This is a genomic window from Luteimonas sp. WGS1318 (genome assembly GCF_043187535.1).
Lineage (GTDB): Bacteria > Pseudomonadota > Gammaproteobacteria > Xanthomonadales > Xanthomonadaceae > Luteimonas.
The window spans coordinates 2063654-2080252 of record NZ_CP171131.1; the positions used below are offsets into that span (position 1 = coordinate 2063654).

A 16599-nucleotide genomic window follows, 5' to 3' on the forward strand; every position below is an offset into this window, starting at 1 on the left:
TTACCCGCTGACCAGGAGACAGACGCTTGGCGAAGATCAATTACGGTTTCGAGAAGCGCCAGCGCGAGCTGGCCAAGCAGAAGAAGCAGGACGCGAAGGACGCACGCAAGCGCGAAGCCCGCGCTGCGAAGGGCCCCGACACGCCGTCGGCGCCCGAGGCGGAGCCGGTCGCACCGGCACCCGAGAGCGCCACCCCGGCCGAAGCTGCGCCGCGCGTCCATCGGCGCACCCCCACCGGCGACTGAGCCGGCACGCATGGCGGCGGATCGGGTCCGCCGCACAGGGCGCGGGGCCGCCCACGCGCCCTGCGCTTCGGACACCCCGGTGTTCGTTCACGCATCCGCGTGCTCAGGCCACCGGGTAACCCGCACGCAAAGACCGCTCGGGTCGCGTCACACGCCCATCTGTCGATGCAATTCCTGACGTTGCGCGTCCGGCGGCAGCCGCATAGGACGATCGCCCCTGGCCCCTGACTGACCAGGTCAGCGCACGCGTCTTGACGTGCCAGGCGCTGCATCACCGCCGGCAGCCGACCGCACGCTGCCGCGCGAATTGCACAGCGCGATCGCTCAGGAGACGCGAGCGTCGTGCCCGGGTCGGCGGCGCAGCGTCCAAGATGCCAGGGCCACCGCGACCAGACCGATCACCGCGCCGGGCCATGCGCCCCAGGCCAGTGCGGCACCCAGCCCCGCGTACAGCGCGAGCCCGCCGGCCAACACCCGCGCCGCGGCAGTGGCCGCCGGGACGTCACGGCTCCGGCGCAGTTCGAAGCGCACCACCGCCGCGATCACCGGCGCGACCATCGCCAGGCACAGCGCGATCCAGCAGGCCCGCCCCAGCCAGAAGCCGGCCTCCCCGGGCACTCCCGCATCGATCGGCCAACCCAGCCGCAATCCGAGCCATGCCGCGGGCCACTCGGCGAGCTTGTGCCACAGATACAGCGGCATTCCGAGTGCCCCCAGCACGGCGATCGCACGCGTCGGTGCACGTCCGGCGAGCAGCCGGCGCGCCAGGGGTTCGAACAGCAGCACCGCGCCGACCTGCAGCCACATCACGCCGACCAGCGCCAGCGTCGGCGGCAACATGTTGTTGCCGGCCAGCTGCACGCCGACCATCGCGACCGGGTAGCCGCTCGCCAACGCCAGTGTCAGCCACGCGCCCCCCAGCGCCAGCAGCGCCGCGCCCGCAGCCACACCCTGGATGCGTCCACGCGTCCAGGCAATGCCTAGCTGCTGCGGGATCAACCAGACCACCAGCATGTTGAGCCAGGCGATGCCGGCCGGACGCGCCGTCACCTGCGCGCCGAGTTGGCTGACCGCATCGATCGACGTGGCCCCCGCGCGCACCAGGTCCAGCACCGCTGCCGCGACGACGAGTCCGGCGACGGCACGCAGGCCGAAACGCGCATCGAGCCGCAGGCACCACGGCAGCAGCGCCTGCACCGTCAGCAGCATCAGCAGGAACCACAGATGGACCGTCAGCGAGTGGTTGAACACCGAGAGCCGGGATCCGCTGACAAGCATCGACACCGCGACCAGCGCGCTCAGCACCGCCAGGTATGTGACCGTGGGCCGCGCGAGGCCCAGCGCGCGTCCGCCCCACCAGTGCACCTGGCCGCCACGGGCGAGGCGCCGGGCCACGCCATCGGCGCTGACGGCCGCCGACACGAACACGAACAGCGGCACCACCTGCACCAGCCAGGTCAGCAGCGCAGCGGCGTCCCAGACCGCCAGCAGATGATCGGTGCCGGTCAGTGTGCCGTCGACCACACGCGGCAGCGTCGCGATCCAGTGTCCGAACACCACCACCAACAACGCACCGGCGCGCAGCGCATCGGGATACGGATCGCGGGGCGAAGGGGTCATCGTGTAGGGGATCTCCGTCCTGACGCGACAGCATACGTCCCGGGCAACGCCGCCCGGGACGCCCGTGCCGGACGCTGCGCTAGGCTCGGTGACGGATCGAAGCCATGGAGTGGACGATGCGCATCCGCACGATGTTCCTGCTGATCGGGCTGGCCTGGCCGGGCGTGTCCATCGCGCAGGTGGGCGAACAGGGCCTGCTGTGGCGCAGCGGCGATCCTTTCGTGTTCTGCCGCTACGGACTCGACCAGACCCCGCGCGCCTGGTTTCCGGTGCCCAACTACGCCACCTCGATCCCAATGATCACGCCGGGCTATTGCCCGTTTCCTGTTCCTTACTGCGCGAACGCTGGCACCGGCTGGAGCCCGACGGAAATCCTAGCGTACTTCGACTACCTGCGGATCTGCCCGCAGGCAGAGCGTTCGGGCGAGTGGCGAGGCCAGGGCGACGGCACCACGGCCCCGTTCAAGCATTGAGGCCAGCCGGCGCGGAGCGCTCACGCAGCCGCTGTGGCATCAGCCGGCCGGCACGGCGTCGCCGTGCGGCGTGTCCACCAGCTTGTCGACCGGATAGCCCATCGCCCGCGCGCGCTCGACCAGGTCGGCCTTGATCGAGGCGTCCAGCGTCGGTGTGCGCGACAGGATCCACAGGTAATCGGCATCGGGCGAGCCCACCATCGCCCAGCGATAGTCGTCATCGAGCGCGATCACCCAGTAGTCGCCCCAGACCATCGGCGCCCAGGCCAGCCAACCCGGCGCGAACCGCACCTCGAGACGCGAGGTGCTGCCATCGACCCGGCGCGCGACGCCTTCGGCTTCGTTGAAACTGCCGTCTTCGGTGCGGCAGCGGTTGACCACCGCGATCGTGCCGTCGTCCTGCGGCGTGTACTGCGCCGTGGTATCGGCCACGCATTTGCGCTGGAAGAACATCGGCAGATGCGCCTGCTCGTACCAGAGTCCCGCATAACGCTGCAGATCCACCGCGGGCACCGGCACGTTCGGCACGCTTCCGGCCACGCCGGTCCCGGGCGCGGCGCAGGCCGCCAACAGCGTGGCGACGAGGAACATCGACGAGGGACGGGGCATGGCGGCGCTTCCGGATGACGAGGGCGGAAGTATCCGCAGCGCCATCGCCAGGACCTGTGAACGCGGTAATGAAAGCGTCAGGACGTCTGAGTGGCGCCTGTTATCGCGGGGGACACCCTCAATTCCCGCTGTCGCGAAGAGTGCGCTCCTGACAGAGGCGGTTCGTCGCACGACGATGGCCATCCCATGCGGCCTCATCGCTGCGAGCACGTCGCTGGTTCACGGCATGCCCCCGCAGGAGCGCGCTTGCGCGCGAACAGGACGTCTGCAGGGAAGGCGCCTTCGCGCGCGAGCGCGCTCCTACATGGGCGGAGGCGTGCAGCGACTGACAGGGCGCGGACACAGCGCTCACGTCGCGTCGTCGCTTTGCGCGTGACCTGACTGTAGGAGCTCGCTGGCGCACGATCGGGGCGATTCAGGCAAAGCGCCTTCGCGCGCAAGCGCGCTCCTACGGGGCGGAGGCTTGCAGCGACCGATAGTGCGCAGAGATAGCGTTCGCGTCGCGGCGGCGCTTTGCGCGTGACCTGACTGTAGGAGCGCGCTCGCGCGCGATCGGGGTGCTCAAAGTAAAGCGCCTTCGCGCGCAAGCGCACGCCTTCACCGGTAGAGCGCTGGACTTCCGCGGGTATCGCGCGCGTCTGCATGGCGACACCCTCCGGTGTCGCCATGCGGGTGTCATCAACCCGCGGGCGTCGCCACGCGGCCGGCGGCCTGCTCGTCGGCGCTCGCCTCACGCACATCGTCGATGCGCACGGCGAAATGCAGCGTACGGCCCGCGAGCGGGTGGTTGCCGTCGATGCGAACCTGCGCGTCGTCGGCGTCCACGACGGTCACCAGCATCGGGCCGCCAGGCCCTTGCGCAGTGAACTGCATGCCGGGCTCGATCGTGTCCACGCCCTGGAACGCATCACGCGGCACCGACTGGATCAACTGCTCGTTGCGCAGTCCATACGCGTCCTCGGGCTTCACCGAAACCTCGAACGCATCGCCGACCTTGCGACCGGACAGTGCCTGCTCGAGGCCGGGCACGATGTTGCCGGCGCCATGCAGATACTGCAGCGGCTGTGCGTCCGGCGATTTGTCGAGCACGGTGCCCGAGTCGTCGGTCAGGGTGTAGTGGAAGCTGGCGACACGCGCATCGGCGATCTCCATGGATCATCTCCTTGGATCAGAACAGGTGGGGATATGCAGGTCGGAATGCACCGGTGGATTCACGGCGCGTCGATCATCACTGCACCGCCACCTTAACGTCTGCGGACACGCGGCGCAAACGCACACCGCCCAACCGGAATCGATCAGCGCGCATCACGCGGGCCACCGGGCGCGGCGCGACGACGCCGGATTCACGACCGTGGCCCATGATCGACGCCATCTTCCGTCAGCGGCTTCGACGATCGCGAAGCCGTCCACCGACATCGCGTGCGGGACCTGCGCGCGTTCGTCCATATCACGAGGTTCCACCGATGGCACTGATCCACTCGATCCTCATGGGCGCCGTCGCCGGCATGCGCGCGATGACGCCGCTGGCCACTGTCGCCAGCGCCGCCTGCAACGGTCTGCTGCCTGCCGGCAACGGCGCGCCGCGCCTGCTGGCGAATCCACTGGTCTCGGCCGGCGCGAAGGCGCTTGCCGCAGGCGAGCTGGCCGGCGACAAGCTCGAGGATGCGCCCGACCGCATCGTGCCTGCCGGCATGCTCGCGCGCATCGTCACCGGTGCGATCGCCGGCGCGGCGCTCGCGCCGCGCGAGCAGCGCGGGCTGGCGGCGGTGCTCGGCGCCGGTGCCGCCGTGGGCGCCGCCTATCTGACGTTCAATCTGCGCGTGCGCGCCATGAAGCGCTACGGCCAGAAGACCACCGGGGCCGTCGAGGACGCGATCACCCTCGGCAGCGCGTCGCTGATCGCGCGCAGCGCAGCACGCGAGCGGCCGGGGCGTCGGCGCCGTCGCTGATCCGCGGCACCGTGCGACGGTCGCGTCGCATCCGATGCGCCCGATGCGCCCGAGGCGTCCACGCTGTACTCGCCAGGTCGGGCGCAATGCACGACGGATGATGAACGTCGGCTGGCGGTTGCGAGGAGCGTCTCCGCACATGCCGTAGACGACAGTGCCTCCGACAGCGCGCGCTGGCCGCCCGGGCGCCGGCGACACGGCGCCTACTGAATCGGCGCGCCGCCTCCGTCTCGGCATCCGAGAACGCACGCACCTACAATGCGCGCCCCTCCCGACATCCGGACCGCATGGACATCGTCGTTCTCGAAGAGCTCAAGGCCTACATCGATCCGCTGACCGCCGACGAATACGAAGCGCTCGAACGCAGCCTGCTGGCCGAAGGCTGCCGCGATGCCCTGGTGCTGTGGAACGACATCCTGGTCGACGGCCACAACCGCTACGGCATCTGCCAGAAGCACGGCCTGCCCTTCAATACCGTGCAGAACACCCGCTTCCAGTCGATGGACGATGTCCACCTGTGGATGATCGAGCAACATCTCGGCCGGCGCAGCGTGTCGGACTACCAGCGCGGCGTGCTCGCACTGCGCAAGCGCGCGATCCTCGGCGCCCGCCAGAAGGCGCAGCGCGATGCGGACGCGAGCGCGCCGGCCCCGCCGACCGATGCCACGCCCGACGATGACGCGGACGCCCGCCCGCCGTGGGACGACATGCCGGTGGCGGTCAGTCGCGCCGAGCTCGCACGCGAGGCCAAGCTCAGTAGCAACCAGGTCTCGATGATCGAGCGCATCCACGCCCAGGCCACGCCCGAAGTCGTCGAGGCGTTGAAGGCCGGCGCGATCTCGATCAGCGCCGCGGCCGCGGTTGCCAGCCTGCCCGAGGACGAACAGCGCAGCGCCGCGCACGCGGGCAAGGCCGAACTCAAGCAGGCGGCGAAACGCGCACGCGATGCGCGTAAACGCACGAAGCCCGAGGGCAGCGAGACCACCGGCGCGACGGGCGACGAACCGCCGGGCGATGCGAAGGCGCTGCGTCGCCGGGTCGACGAACTCGAGCGGGAGAACGCACAGCTGCGCAGCCACATCGAAACGCTGCAGAACCAGTTGCAGCGTCTGCGCGCCTGACGCCGTGCGTGCGTGGTCCAGCAACGCTCCGTGCCGAGGATAACGCCGGCGGTCACGCCGGCCGCGCAGGCCCGATGCGAACGGGTTCAGTCCGCGCGCAGAACGATGCGCAGCGCGCGGCTGAAGGCCCGCTCGAAGCCCGCATCGGACAGCGGATCGGCGTCGACCGCGGCGGCGCGCCCGGCCGCGTCGATGCTGCAGTCGATCGGCGCTTCGGCATGAAGGGCGTTGCCGCCGGCAGCTGACGCACCAGCAGCGCGCAGTGACCGCCTGTGACCTGCGTTGGCGGCGTCCAGCGCATGCCGGCCACGGCATGGACCGCCTTCGAACAACGCGCAAACAGCGCGGAATCGTCTACCGCCTGCGCGGCCCGCGCCGCCATTGCGAACGCCGGTATCAACGCGCGTCCCCTGCCCGCCCCATGCCGTGTATCGGGCCTTGGCGTCTCCATTTCGCAGGCACACGCCCGCAACGGCATTGCCGCGCCCCCATGCAAGGACTCACACCCGGTACGTCACCCGCCGTGCACCGACATCCGTGCCATCAGCAGGGCGAACATCAGGAACGACCAGTCGTTGACCACGTGCGCCAGCGTGCTCGCCCAGAGATTGCGGGTCAGCAGGTAGACGCCGGTCAGCACCACGCGGGCGCTGCCGATCACCAGCAGCGCCTGCCCCCAGTGCCACTGGTAGGTCGGCAGATGCAGCGCGCCGAATATCAGCGAGGTCACCAGCCACCCGATCACGATCACCCACCACGGCCCGAGGCCGGCGCGCCGCAGCACGGCCATCAGCACCAGCAGCGGCAGGATCGTCACCAGTTCCTCGCCGAGCAGTTGCAGGCCCGATGCGGCGAACAGCGTCAACAGCTGGCTGGGCGGCAGCGTGCCGGATCGGGCGATCACCTCGTTCTCGACGAGATGCGCATCGCCCACGACGCCCAGCGCGACCGCCGCCGGCACCGCGAACACCAGCGGCACGCAGGCCAGGGCGATCAGCAGATCACGGGCGCGGGGGCGCCGGAACAGCGCGGTCCACGCCGGTCCCACCGCGATCACCAGGCCGAGCAGCTGCAGCGCGACGAACGCCGTCGCACCGGCCCAGGTGCCGATCGCCCCAGGGAGCCACTGCGGCAGCAGGCTCAGCGCGGCGAACGCTGCTGCACAGGCACCGATGATCGCAAGACCGCCGCCCGGCCCGATTGGCGCGGGGTCGCCGTCGACATAGGGAAACGCCGGGCGCGGCGCATGCGGGGGCTTCGGATCCGGTTCGTGTTTCATCGGGCAAGCTCCCTGTTCGTGATCGCTCGACGCGGCCACGGACGAATGCCCGGCCACGCCATCGTCGTCCGGAGCCACGCCGCCGGTCCCCGCACCTCTGCGTCTTTGTTGGGCCGGCTCACCGCGGCACCGGCAGCATGGCGTCGGCATCCACCTGCAGCCGGCCCACGCCATGGTCCGGCGACTGGATCGCGGTCGACCACGTCGCACCGCTGATCGTCCACGCCGGATCCAGCCGCCGCAGCTCACGCACGAACCCCGGCAGGTGGCCGGCGCCATAGACCAGATAGAGATCGTCCGCGGTGCTGGCCACGACCCGTTCGGCGAGCTTGCGATTGCGGAAATCCAGCACCACAGGATTCAGCACGTCCGGCGATTCGGGTCGCCCCAGTGCGTAGGTGATCACGCCGCGGCACGCGGCGCCGACGAACGGCTGCTGGCGCGGACCGACGCGACCGAGCATGTCGGCCATGCGATCCAGCCCCGAAGGCCCATCGCCGGCGTCGGCATGCGCGCGGGCGAGGGCTTCGCCGAGCTGCGGCTGCTGTGCGACGAGCCGTTGCCATTCGATCATCATCTCGGTTTCCGACACGTCCGCGTCGACGGTGCGTTCTGGGTGCGGGCCGCTGTCGCGGATCAGCGCATCGAGAAAGTCGTTCTGGAAATGCAGGCCGCAGACGCGCGCGATCCGGGCGTAGTCTTCATTGAGACCATCGCCTGCGCCCACGGCGGCGTCGAACCACGCCTTGGCGTCCGGTGTTCCGCCGAGCACGCCCTCGAAGTACAGCACGCTGCCCGCTTCACGGGCGGGCATCAGGTCGAAGGCGACCGACCGGTAGAACAGCGCCGAGCCGATGTGGGTCATGCCCTGGAACACGAGCGTGCGCCGGCCGTCGGTCATCGTCACCCGTGGCATCAGCAGCGGATTGAGCGCCGGCTGCAGGACCAGCCAGTACAGCGGCAGCGACAGCAGACCGGTGAGCAGCATGCCGCCCGTCAGCGCAGCCGCGCCGAGCGCGCGACGTGTCCGCGTGCGCCCCCTCACCCGGAGCGCAATCCACCACAGTCCGGCCGCCAGCAATGCACCAAGTGCGAACACCACGGCGGGCACGAGTGGTGAGATCCCCAGCAGCAACGGCAGCCCGAGCAGGAACAGCACTGCAAGCAGCGCCCATCCCAGGGTATGCAAGCGGATCGACGTCTCACGGGATCGCAGCATCGCAGCACCTCCGGCAGACCACAGAGGCCGGGTGACCACCCGGACCGGCGCCTCGGTGCAGATGGGGTCCGCGTTCGAATCGGGACCCGGCGCACCGCATGTTCGGCGGAGCTTACCTCCGGGCGCATCGCCGCGCGAGAGGCCCGTCAGCGGCCGGATTTCAGCGCGTCGACAGGGCCATCACGCACCGTCGGTTATCCGGCGATGTCCGCAGCTCACCCGCGTCCAGGTGGGTGCATGTCCTCGACGACATGCGGTGGTGGCGGATGTCCGGCGTGTGTGTTTCCAGCGAGAACGCCCCGCCCGCAGGGTGCGCGGCGTCCATTCCGCTCAAGGAGAGATCCGATGCGTTACATCACCGCTCTACTCGCCACCTCCGTCGCCGCCTGCCTCTCCGCGCATGCGCAGAACGCTAGCGACGTCCAGGACCTCGTCGGCGCCCGCGCCGCGGGGGGCGAAACCCAGCTTCAGGCACGCGGCTACGAGCAGCGCCAGTCCAACACGGTTCGCGACCAGCGCTACACCTTCTGGTGGAACCCGCGTGCCAACCGCTGCATTTCCGTCTCGACCATGGAGGGCCGGTATGCCGCGATCACCGAAGTCCCGGCGGCCAACTGCGGTGGCGGCACCAGTCAGACGAGCCGTCCGGCGCAGGGAGGCTACGGCGCGCAGCCGCCGGTCGAGGGCAGCGACGCCAGTTCACTGGTGCTGGTCTGCTACGGCGCCGGCACGCGGCCCACGGTGAAGTCCGACCCCAGCTACAGCTGGGACGACGACCGCCACAAGTGGCGCGAGACCGAGCACATCAGCAGCAGCACCGAGGGCTTCAGCAGCGACATCCAGATCGAGCTCTACGGCGACCATGGCCGCATCCATCTCGGCCGCGACCTGGTGCCGCCGATCCATTCCGGTGGCTCGAACGGCTGGTGGGATCTCAACGACCTGTCGGTCACGCCCGATCGCATCACCGCCAGCTATCGCCTCAACGGCATGAACCGCCCGCGGCTCACGGTCGATCGCCGGTCCGGTCACATCAACATCGATGCGATGACGAACTTCTCCGGCCAGTGCGATGTCGGCAACTGGGGGGCCGGCTCGCGCCGCTTCTGATTGCTTCGCGGGCTCGCCTGGTCCGCGTGGCGTCCCGGCGCATTCCCCGTCCGCCGCCGTGCGCGGCGGACGGGGCCGCACCTGCAGGCCGCGCCGCGACACAGCAACAATCGCGGCCCCTGTTCGATGCAGGTCGCGTCTGCTGCAATGGCGGTCCGTCCTGATGGATTCGCCGCATGCGCTCCCCACTCCGCACACTCGTGCCGCTCGCCCTGTGGCTGCTCTGTCTGCCTGCGCTGGCGCAGGACTACGTGCCGTCACGCGACGCCTGGTCGCATGCCTCGCCGTCCGAGGCGGGGTTCGATCCGGCGCGGCTGGCGGCAGCCGTGGACTGGGCCCGCGCGAACGGGGAACAGGCGCCGGCCGACCTGCGCGATGCGCTGATGGCGTCGTTCGGGCCGCGCGAACCGGACTACCGCATCCTCGGCCCGGTCGGCACCCGTGGCCCGGCGAACGGCATGATCCTGCGCGGCGGACGTATCGTCGCCGAATGGGGGGACACCGCACGACCCGAGATGACCTTCAGCGTGGCCAAGAGCACGCTGTCGGTGGTTGCGGGCCTGGCCTACGACGACGGCCTGTTGCCCGAGCCCGACCAGCGCGTGTCGATGCAGGTCTCCGGGCCGTGGTTCGAGGGCGCGCACAACGGCGCGATCACCTGGACCCACCTGCTGCACCAGACCTCGGACTGGAGCGGCGCGCTGTGGGATATCCACGACTGGGCCGACCGTCCCGACGGCGACGATCCCGCCAACCGCGTGCTGCATGCGCCGGGCACGCATTACAAATACAACGACGTGCGCGTGAACCTGCTGGCGCTCGCATTGCTGGAGCTGCAGCGCGAGCCCGCACCGCAGGTGTTCAAGCGTCGGGTGATGGATCCCATCGGCGCGTCGTCGACCTGGCGCTGGGAGGGCTACGAGAATTCATGGATCACCCTGGATGGCCTGCGCATGCAGTCGGTGTCCGGTGGCGGCCACTTCGGCGGCGGCATGGTCATCAACACGCGTGACCTCGCCCGCCTCGGCCTGCTGATGCAGCGCGACGGCGAGTGGAACGGGCAGCGCCTGCTGTCGTCGGACTGGATCGCGCGTGCGCTCGTGCCCTCGCGCGTCAAATCCGATTACGGCTACCTGTGGTGGCTCAACACCGGGCGCACTGCGATCCCGGCCGCGCCGGAGCGCGCCTTCTGGGCCGCCGGTTTCGGCGGCAATCACGTCTACATCGACCGCGAACACGACCTGGTCATCGTCACCCGCTGGACGCCCGACCTCGCCGGCGTGGTCACGCGCGTTCTGGAGGCGCTGGAACAGCCCTGAGTCACACACGCGGAACAGTGAGCCGAACCGGGCACTTGCACGGCCGAGCACGCGCCGGGCGTCACGCGCCACGCGACCCGCAATCGCAGCGTGTCAGCGTCGGCCCCCTCGCAATGTGCCGGCGCAGCGCAGGGACACGCGCATGCGATTTCCGGCCGGACCGAGCCAGCGTTGGCGGCGGCGCTCGGCGTCCTGCTGCACACTGCACTCCGGTCTCCCGGTGCTCATCCTGATGTCCGAATCGATGCCTGTGCTCGACTCCTTCCCGCCTGGCGGCACCGCGCTGGTGATCGGCGCCGGTGGCGGTATCGGTGCTGCGCTCGAACGCGCGTTGACCATCGGCGGGCGCTTCGCGCAGGTGCTGGGCACCCGACGGTCGGGGCCGATCCACCTCGACCTCACCGACGAGGCGAGCATCGCGTCGGCCGTTGTCGAGGCCGCCACGCACGGTGAACTGCGGCTGGTGATCGACGCGACCGGCTTCCTGCACGGCGCGGGCTACACGCCCGAGAAGAGCCTGCGCGAGCTCGATGCCGCCCATCTCGCCCACGCCTACGCGATCAATGCGATCGGCCCCGCCTTGCTGATGAAACACGTGCTTCCCAAGCTGCCGCGTGCGGGCAAGGCCGTGTTCGCGACGCTGTCGGCACGGGTGGGCTCGATCGGCGACAACCACCTCGGCGGCTGGTACGCCTACCGTGCGTCGAAGGCGGGTTTGAACCAGCTGGTGCGCACCGCGTCGATCGAACTGCGTCGACGCGCACCGCAGGCGATCTGCGTCGCACTGCATCCGGGCACCGTGGACACTGCCCTGTCCACGCCGTTCGCGAAAACCGGCCTCACCGTGCGGCCGCCGCGCGATGCGGCCATGCAACTGCTCACGGTCATCGATCGACTGCATCCGCACGACACCGGCGGCTTCTTCGACTGGCGGGGCGACACGATCGCGTGGTGAGCGGCGCGCCGACTGCGCGCCGTACAGAGGACGACGGCGATTGAGCCGGCCGGCGCTGGCCGAGGAATACCGGAAAGCCCGACCGTCCGGCCGATCTGGGGTATCGGATCGGACGACGCATCGGGCACGGCGACGTCAGGCTGCCACCGATCGGGACGAGGCCTTGCGCGCGATGCGCGCGCTGCAGGACCTGGACGGAATGCCTGCGCCCAGCGGCGAAGCACCGCACCGGGACGGGACCTGCACGCCGTCAGCTCTCGAGCGACTCCCACAGCGCATCCGGCACGGGCTCGAGCCGTTCCAGCGCCGGTCGTCCGAACAGGTAGCCCTGGAACAGATCGATGCCGAGTGCACGCAAGGCGCGGTATTCGCCGGCGGTCTCCACGCCTTCTGCCAGCAGCGTCGAACCGATACCGCGGGCGATGTGGGCCGTGCCGGCGACGATCGCCTGACGCACCGGATCGGTATCGATGCCGCGGATCAGGCCCATGTCGAGCTTGAGCAGGTCCGGCTGGAATCCGGTGAGGCTGGTCAGCCCGGCATAGCCGGCGCCGAAATCGTCGATCGCCGTCTGGAAGCCGCGGCTGCGGTAGTCGTTGAAGATGCGCCTGACATGGGCCTGGTCGCGCACCTCTTCCGATTCCGCGGCCTCGAACACCAGGTTCTCGGTGGGAAAGCCGGAGATCTGCGCGGCGCGCAGGGTCAGCCGGATGCAGGTCGCCGGCTGGTAGACCGCATTGGGAAAGAAGTTGATGAACAGCCGTGCGCGAAGCCCGAGCGCTGCGGCCGTCGCGATGGCCCGCACCCGGCAGGTCTGGTCGAAGCGGTAGAGCAATTCCGGCGTGACCTGGGCGATGACCTCGGCCGCGCCGCCGCCTTCGGGCGTACGCACCAGCGCTTCGTAGCCGTAGATGGAGCGGTCGCGCGCATCGACCACCGGCTGGAACGCCATGCGGAATTCGAATCCTAGGCGCTGATCGCCCTGGCACTCGGCGCACTGCCGGGGTTCGGGCGTCTCGCCGAAGAATTGATGCAGGTACATGAGCTGTCCTCGACGCGGCGACCCGCCTGCAGGGTCCGTGGATAGTGGCGGCACCGTGTGCAGACGGCGTGTCGAAGGGCGAGCGCCCAGACGACGTCCGCACCGACCGGCGCGGCCGTGCACGAACGGATATCGGCCCGGGCTGCGGAAAATGAAGCCGAGAATGAAGCCGAGCGCGACGCCCCCGCCCCTCCACTTCTCAGAGCCTGCGCATGCGCGGCGCGCCTTCCTCGAGGCCGACAGGCGCATACTCCGCCGACGGACCGCAACCGCGGTCCAGCGCCGATGCGCCGAGGAGATCGCGATGAGCAAGGGCATGAATCAAAAGAAGGAACAGAAAAAGAAGCCGGCGAAATCCGCCAAGGAAAAGAAGGCTGAAAAACGCGACAAGAAGACCGTCAAGGGCTTCGCGCCGGTCTGAGCGCAGCGGTCGCACCGGCCGCTGGCCTTCGGCGGCCGGCAGTCGATCTGTCCACACCGGCACCGGCGCCGTCATCGCCGGGGAGTCGAGCGCACGATGGCCAGGAATACGATCTGCCTGTGGTACGACGGCACGGCGCTCGACGCCGCGACGTTCTACGCCGCCACGTTTCCCGACAGTGCGGTCACGGCCGTGCACCACGCCCCGGGCGACTATCCCTCGGGCCGACGCGGCGACGTGCTGACCGTCGAGTTCACCGTGCTCGGCGTGGCCTGCCTCGGCCTCAACGGCGGCCCGGCGTTCTCGCACAGCGAGGCGTTCTCGTTCCAGATCACCACCGACGACCAGGGCGAGACCGACCGGCTGTGGAACGCCATCGTCGGCAATGGCGGCCAGCCGAGTGCCTGCGGCTGGTGCAAGGACCGTTGGGGCGTCTCGTGGCAGATCACCCCCAAGGCGGTGATCGCGGCGATCGCCGATCCGGACCCGGACGCGGCGGCGCGCGCATTCGCCGCCATGATGGAGATGGGCCGGATCGACATCGCCGCGATCGAGGCCGCGCGCCGCGGTTGAGCGCCGGGCCCACGCAGCGCGCAGGTGTGCGCAGCGCGACGCGTGACTCGTTTGTCCGGCCGCGTCCGGGACCGCGGCATCCGTGCGGCGGGTCGCTACACTGCCCGGCCCGACTGTCTGGTACCCCGATGTCCGATTCCGTCCGACTGGCGAAACGCGTCGCCGAGCTGGCCCGATGCTCGCGCAGCGAAGCGGAGCAGTACATCGAAGGCGGCTGGGTCACGGTCGACGGCCGCGTGATCGAGCAGCCGCAGCACATGGTCGCCGACGAGGCTGTCGAACTCGACCCCGATGCGCGCCTGCAGGCCGCCGAGCCGGCGACGATCCTGCTGCACAAGCCGGTGGGCTTCGAAACCATCGGCGACGACAACCCGGTCACGCCCCTCGCCCGCCCCGACACGCGCTGGCCCGAGGATCCGTCGGGCGTGCGCCTGCTGCAGCGCCATTTCCATCGACTGACGACGCTGGTGCCGCTCGACCGCGACGCCAGCGGATTGATCGTGCTGTCGCAGGACGGCCGCGTCTGGCGTCGCCTGACCGAGGACCGCGACGAGATCGAACAGGAGTTCATCGTCGAGGTCGACGGCGAGATCGCGCCGTACGGCCTGCGTCGGCTCAATCACGGCCTGCACTACAACGGGCGCGCACTGCCGCCGTGCAAGGTCAGCTGGCAGAACGAGATCCGCCTGCGCTTCGCGATCAAGGGCGTCCAGGGCGGCCAGCTGCGCGACATGTGCGCCCAAGTCGGCCTGCGGGTGGTCGCGATCCGGCGAATCCGCATCGGCAAGGTGCCGCTGGCCAAGATGCCGGTCGGCAGCTGGCGCTATCTGCCGGCGGGCGAGCGGTTCTGACCGCGACACGCGCGGCGGTGGATGCGCGCGTGCGGTCGTGAAACCGCGACACCGTGAGCGCCTGACGTCTCGACCGATATCCGCAAGAATCAAGGTGCGTTGCGCTGGGTGCCACGCCGTGTCGAACTGAGCTCGCGCTACAGCGCGATGCAACGGCGACAGGCGGTGCCGTGCGACGCATCCGCGCGCGGTTCCCATCATCCGAACGCTTCGCCTCCCGGCTGGACGGCGCGATCGCGCGCCCAGACCGGCGCGCGTCTATGCGCGCTCGATGCGGTAGTCGATCGGCTTGTAGCTGAAGTTATTGGACTGACCCGCCGAACACGCGGTCATCGCCACCACGAGCGGCATCTCCGCGCGCAGCCGAATGAAATCACCCGGGCCGCTCAACGGCGGCAACACGGCCACCTGACCGGACGCGCCGTCCACGGTGACGTGCATGAAAATATTGAAGGCGACCGGAATGCGATCGATGCCGATGCCGTAAGGCGCCAAAGCCGCAGCGAGATTGCCTTCGCACCCCGGGCGTCCTTCGACCTCGCCGTAGAGCAGCTCGAACATCCGCTTCGAACACGGCGTCAGCGTGAAATCGTGACGTCCGCAGGTGTCTTCGAGAATGGTGAACATCGGGTTGCTGCGATTGGAGTACAGCACATCGCCCGTCGTCAGCAGCAGCCGCGAGGCGTAGTCGATCGAGCGTCCGGACGAGAGGTATTCGGCGAGGTCGTCACGTGCGAAGGCGGTGAGGTCGCTGACCTGCTGGCCCATCGGATCGACGACCACCAGCACGTCGCCGGTCTCCAGCTCCACCGAGCGGCCGGAACACGGCGGGATGCGCTCGTAGGTCGGCTCGGCGCTCATCGGGCACTCCGCACGCGGAACGGACAGGTCCAGCCGGGCTCGGCTGCGCGACCGCTGTACTGGCGGGTTTCGGCCGCCGCGCCGAAGTCGGCGAGGTTGGGATTGATCGAACCCTGCAGCGCGATGTCGCGTTCGCGGGTGGCCGCCTGCATCTTCTGGTAGCGGCCGTCGGCACGCAGTTGTTCGAACTGCCGATGCGAGTTGAACACCAGCGCGGGCGAGGTGAACCTCCGCGCCTGGCGCGATGCGCCCGGATGCAGGCCGATGACGAAGAACGGATGGCCCGCGAGGCTCAGACTGAAATGCGGATCGTCCGGATTGCGACTGACGTCCGCCGCCCAGCGCGTGCCGCGCCCCACGTCGAGATCGTGCAGACGCTGCAGCTGCGACCACAGCAGGGCTTCGAACCGGCGCTCATCGGTGTCCAGCGGTCCTTCGAACAGCGCAACCAGCGAGTGCACCGTGCTGTCGTTCTCGGGCACCGCGTCCACCATCGCAGCGAACGCCGCCAGGGTGTCCAGCAATGGCGCGTCGTTGGCACGCTCGCCCAGCCGTCCGAATTCGAACGGCCGGATCGCATCACGCGCGAGCGCGGCTTTCGAACCCACGCAAGGAAACGAAGGCGCCGCCACGAATTCGAGAAAGCGCGCCGACAGCGCACCGCCCGTTGCGGGGAGGCCGATGGCAGGCGCCGCATCGATCGCATGATGGGGATAAGGACAGGCATTCATTCCGCAAAGCTCCGTTCGCATGCGTGTGCATGCATGACTTGATGCGACGCAGGCTAGGCAAGCGGAGACGAGCGGGGTGTGTAGACGACAGGCGCATGTGCGCACTTGTTGACGCCGTTCAGGCGCAACGCGTGACGCCATGCGCGTGGACGCGATGAACATGACCCGTTGATTCAGCTAAAAAAGGTCCGGTTGCTGGGGTATGCCGTGCGTGACGTGGT

Annotated in this window: 19 protein-coding genes; 10 read left to right on the forward strand and 9 right to left on the reverse strand. The window is 69.5% G+C overall.

Annotation, left to right across the window (positions count from 1 at the left end; genetic code table 11):
* Nucleotides 1-26: 26 nt before the first annotated feature.
* Nucleotides 27-245, forward strand: a complete 219-nt coding sequence (locus tag ACF3M1_RS09545; protein ID WP_394000095.1) for a hypothetical protein — start codon at nt 27-29, stop codon at nt 243-245.
* Between the two features lie 324 nt (nt 246-569).
* Here ACF3M1_RS09545 and ACF3M1_RS09550 read toward each other — a convergent pair whose 3' ends face one another.
* Entirely contained in the window at nt 570-1865 is a 1296-nt protein-coding gene (locus ACF3M1_RS09550) for an acyltransferase family protein (protein WP_394000097.1), read from the reverse strand.
* Nucleotides 1866-1981: 116 nt separating this feature from the next.
* Here ACF3M1_RS09550 and ACF3M1_RS09555 point away from each other — a divergent pair, with 116 nt between their 5' ends.
* Nucleotides 1982-2338 carry a hypothetical protein gene (locus ACF3M1_RS09555; protein WP_394000099.1) on the forward strand — a complete coding sequence of 119 codons (357 nt, stop codon included), beginning with the start codon at nt 1982-1984 and terminating at the stop codon, nt 2336-2338.
* 39 nt (nt 2339-2377) lie between these two features.
* Here ACF3M1_RS09555 and ACF3M1_RS09560 read toward each other — a convergent pair whose 3' ends face one another.
* The 3 genes from ACF3M1_RS09560 to ACF3M1_RS09570 form a co-directional block, all read right to left on the reverse strand.
* Nucleotides 2378-2947, reverse strand: a complete 570-nt coding sequence (locus ACF3M1_RS09560; RefSeq protein ID WP_394000101.1) for a lipocalin family protein — start codon at nt 2945-2947, stop codon at nt 2378-2380.
* Between the two features lie 678 nt (nt 2948-3625).
* Nucleotides 3626-4099, reverse strand: a complete 474-nt coding sequence (locus ACF3M1_RS09565) for a peptidylprolyl isomerase (protein WP_394000103.1) — start codon at nt 4097-4099, stop codon at nt 3626-3628.
* Between the two features lie 76 nt (nt 4100-4175).
* Nucleotides 4176-4319: a hypothetical protein gene (locus ACF3M1_RS09570; protein ID WP_394000104.1), complete on the reverse strand. Its 144-nt coding sequence runs from the start codon at nt 4317-4319 to the stop codon at nt 4176-4178.
* 91 nt (nt 4320-4410) lie between these two features.
* Between ACF3M1_RS09570 and ACF3M1_RS09575 the strand changes: the two genes are divergently transcribed.
* From ACF3M1_RS09575 to ACF3M1_RS09585, 3 genes are all read left to right on the forward strand, one after another.
* Nucleotides 4411-4896 carry a DUF4126 domain-containing protein gene (locus tag ACF3M1_RS09575; protein WP_394000105.1) on the forward strand — a complete coding sequence of 162 codons (486 nt, stop codon included), beginning with the start codon at nt 4411-4413 and terminating at the stop codon, nt 4894-4896.
* Nucleotides 4897-5183: 287 nt separating this feature from the next.
* The gene (locus ACF3M1_RS09580) at nt 5184-6017 is read left to right on the forward strand and encodes a plasmid replication/partition related protein (RefSeq protein WP_394000106.1); all 834 of its coding nucleotides are present in this window, start codon (nt 5184-5186) and stop codon (nt 6015-6017) included.
* Nucleotides 6018-6091: 74 nt separating this feature from the next.
* Nucleotides 6092-6262: a hypothetical protein gene (locus ACF3M1_RS09585; RefSeq protein ID WP_394000108.1), complete on the forward strand. Its 171-nt coding sequence runs from the start codon at nt 6092-6094 to the stop codon at nt 6260-6262.
* 269 nt (nt 6263-6531) lie between these two features.
* On the opposite strand, the gene ACF3M1_RS09590 is transcribed toward ACF3M1_RS09585, so the two are convergent.
* Together ACF3M1_RS09590 and ACF3M1_RS09595 are read right to left on the reverse strand one after the other, a co-directional pair.
* Complete coding sequence (locus tag ACF3M1_RS09590) at nt 6532-7296, reverse strand: type II CAAX prenyl endopeptidase Rce1 family protein (protein ID WP_394000109.1); 765 nt, start codon at nt 7294-7296, stop codon at nt 6532-6534.
* A gap of 118 nt (nt 7297-7414) precedes the next feature.
* Complete coding sequence (locus ACF3M1_RS09595) at nt 7415-8515, reverse strand: hypothetical protein (protein ID WP_394000110.1); 1101 nt, start codon at nt 8513-8515, stop codon at nt 7415-7417.
* Nucleotides 8516-8860: 345 nt separating this feature from the next.
* Between ACF3M1_RS09595 and ACF3M1_RS09600 the strand changes: the two genes are divergently transcribed.
* The 3 genes from ACF3M1_RS09600 to ACF3M1_RS09610 all read left to right on the forward strand — a co-directional run bounded on the left by ACF3M1_RS09600 (nt 8861) and on the right by ACF3M1_RS09610 (nt 11899).
* The gene (locus tag ACF3M1_RS09600) at nt 8861-9625 is read left to right on the forward strand and encodes a hypothetical protein (RefSeq protein WP_394000111.1); all 765 of its coding nucleotides are present in this window, start codon (nt 8861-8863) and stop codon (nt 9623-9625) included.
* Between the two features lie 176 nt (nt 9626-9801).
* Nucleotides 9802-10944 (forward strand): serine hydrolase domain-containing protein, encoded by a 1143-nt coding sequence (locus ACF3M1_RS09605; protein ID WP_394000112.1) that lies wholly within the window; start codon nt 9802-9804, stop codon nt 10942-10944.
* A gap of 232 nt (nt 10945-11176) precedes the next feature.
* Entirely contained in the window at nt 11177-11899 is a 723-nt protein-coding gene (locus ACF3M1_RS09610; protein WP_394000114.1) for an SDR family NAD(P)-dependent oxidoreductase, read from the forward strand.
* 250 nt (nt 11900-12149) lie between these two features.
* Here ACF3M1_RS09610 and ACF3M1_RS09615 read toward each other — a convergent pair whose 3' ends face one another.
* Nucleotides 12150-12941: an EAL domain-containing protein gene (locus ACF3M1_RS09615; RefSeq protein ID WP_394000115.1), complete on the reverse strand. Its 792-nt coding sequence runs from the start codon at nt 12939-12941 to the stop codon at nt 12150-12152.
* A gap of 517 nt (nt 12942-13458) precedes the next feature.
* Here ACF3M1_RS09615 and ACF3M1_RS09620 point away from each other — a divergent pair.
* Together ACF3M1_RS09620 and ACF3M1_RS09625 are read left to right on the forward strand one after the other, a co-directional pair.
* Nucleotides 13459-13935, forward strand: a complete 477-nt coding sequence (locus ACF3M1_RS09620) for a VOC family protein (protein WP_394000116.1) — start codon at nt 13459-13461, stop codon at nt 13933-13935.
* Nucleotides 13936-14063: 128 nt separating this feature from the next.
* Nucleotides 14064-14786 (forward strand): rRNA pseudouridine synthase, encoded by a 723-nt coding sequence (locus ACF3M1_RS09625; protein ID WP_394000117.1) that lies wholly within the window; start codon nt 14064-14066, stop codon nt 14784-14786.
* Between the two features lie 258 nt (nt 14787-15044).
* Here ACF3M1_RS09625 and ACF3M1_RS09630 read toward each other — a convergent pair whose 3' ends face one another.
* Nucleotides 15045-15647, reverse strand: a complete 603-nt coding sequence (locus ACF3M1_RS09630) for a DUF1989 domain-containing protein (protein ID WP_394000118.1) — start codon at nt 15645-15647, stop codon at nt 15045-15047.
* Nucleotides 15644-16378, reverse strand: coding sequence for a guanitoxin biosynthesis heme-dependent pre-guanitoxin N-hydroxylase GntA (gntA, locus tag ACF3M1_RS09635; RefSeq protein ID WP_394000119.1), 735 nt, complete (start codon nt 16376-16378; stop codon nt 15644-15646). Before gntA ends, ACF3M1_RS09630 begins: the two co-directional genes overlap by 4 nt.
* Between the last annotated feature and the right edge of the window lie 221 nt (nt 16379-16599).

What these genes read in the sequence shown, in the direction of transcription:
- ACF3M1_RS09550 (WP_394000097.1), bottom strand. Translation starts at nt 1,865, where the DNA reads ATGACCCCTTCGCCCCGCGATCCGTATCCCGATGCGCTGCGCGCCGGT.
- ACF3M1_RS09555 (WP_394000099.1), top strand. Translation starts at nt 1,982, where the DNA reads ATGCGCATCCGCACGATGTTCCTGCTGATCGGGCTGGCCTGGCCGGGC.
- ACF3M1_RS09560 (WP_394000101.1), bottom strand. Translation starts at nt 2,947, where the DNA reads ATGCCCCGTCCCTCGTCGATGTTCCTCGTCGCCACGCTGTTGGCGGCC.
- ACF3M1_RS09565 (WP_394000103.1), bottom strand. Translation starts at nt 4,099, where the DNA reads ATGGAGATCGCCGATGCGCGTGTCGCCAGCTTCCACTACACCCTGACC.
- ACF3M1_RS09570 (WP_394000104.1), bottom strand. Translation starts at nt 4,319, where the DNA reads ATGGCGTCGATCATGGGCCACGGTCGTGAATCCGGCGTCGTCGCGCCG.
- ACF3M1_RS09575 (WP_394000105.1), top strand. Translation starts at nt 4,411, where the DNA reads ATGGCACTGATCCACTCGATCCTCATGGGCGCCGTCGCCGGCATGCGC.
- ACF3M1_RS09580 (WP_394000106.1), top strand. Translation starts at nt 5,184, where the DNA reads ATGGACATCGTCGTTCTCGAAGAGCTCAAGGCCTACATCGATCCGCTG.
- ACF3M1_RS09585 (WP_394000108.1), top strand. Translation starts at nt 6,092, where the DNA reads ATGCGAACGGGTTCAGTCCGCGCGCAGAACGATGCGCAGCGCGCGGCT.
- ACF3M1_RS09590 (WP_394000109.1), bottom strand. Translation starts at nt 7,296, where the DNA reads ATGAAACACGAACCGGATCCGAAGCCCCCGCATGCGCCGCGCCCGGCG.
- ACF3M1_RS09595 (WP_394000110.1), bottom strand. Translation starts at nt 8,515, where the DNA reads ATGCTGCGATCCCGTGAGACGTCGATCCGCTTGCATACCCTGGGATGG.
- ACF3M1_RS09600 (WP_394000111.1), top strand. Translation starts at nt 8,861, where the DNA reads ATGCGTTACATCACCGCTCTACTCGCCACCTCCGTCGCCGCCTGCCTC.
- ACF3M1_RS09605 (WP_394000112.1), top strand. Translation starts at nt 9,802, where the DNA reads ATGCGCTCCCCACTCCGCACACTCGTGCCGCTCGCCCTGTGGCTGCTC.
- ACF3M1_RS09610 (WP_394000114.1), top strand. Translation starts at nt 11,177, where the DNA reads ATGTCCGAATCGATGCCTGTGCTCGACTCCTTCCCGCCTGGCGGCACC.
- ACF3M1_RS09615 (WP_394000115.1), bottom strand. Translation starts at nt 12,941, where the DNA reads ATGTACCTGCATCAATTCTTCGGCGAGACGCCCGAACCCCGGCAGTGC.
- ACF3M1_RS09620 (WP_394000116.1), top strand. Translation starts at nt 13,459, where the DNA reads ATGGCCAGGAATACGATCTGCCTGTGGTACGACGGCACGGCGCTCGAC.
- ACF3M1_RS09625 (WP_394000117.1), top strand. Translation starts at nt 14,064, where the DNA reads ATGTCCGATTCCGTCCGACTGGCGAAACGCGTCGCCGAGCTGGCCCGA.
- ACF3M1_RS09630 (WP_394000118.1), bottom strand. Translation starts at nt 15,647, where the DNA reads ATGAGCGCCGAGCCGACCTACGAGCGCATCCCGCCGTGTTCCGGCCGC.
- gntA (WP_394000119.1), bottom strand. Translation starts at nt 16,378, where the DNA reads ATGAATGCCTGTCCTTATCCCCATCATGCGATCGATGCGGCGCCTGCC.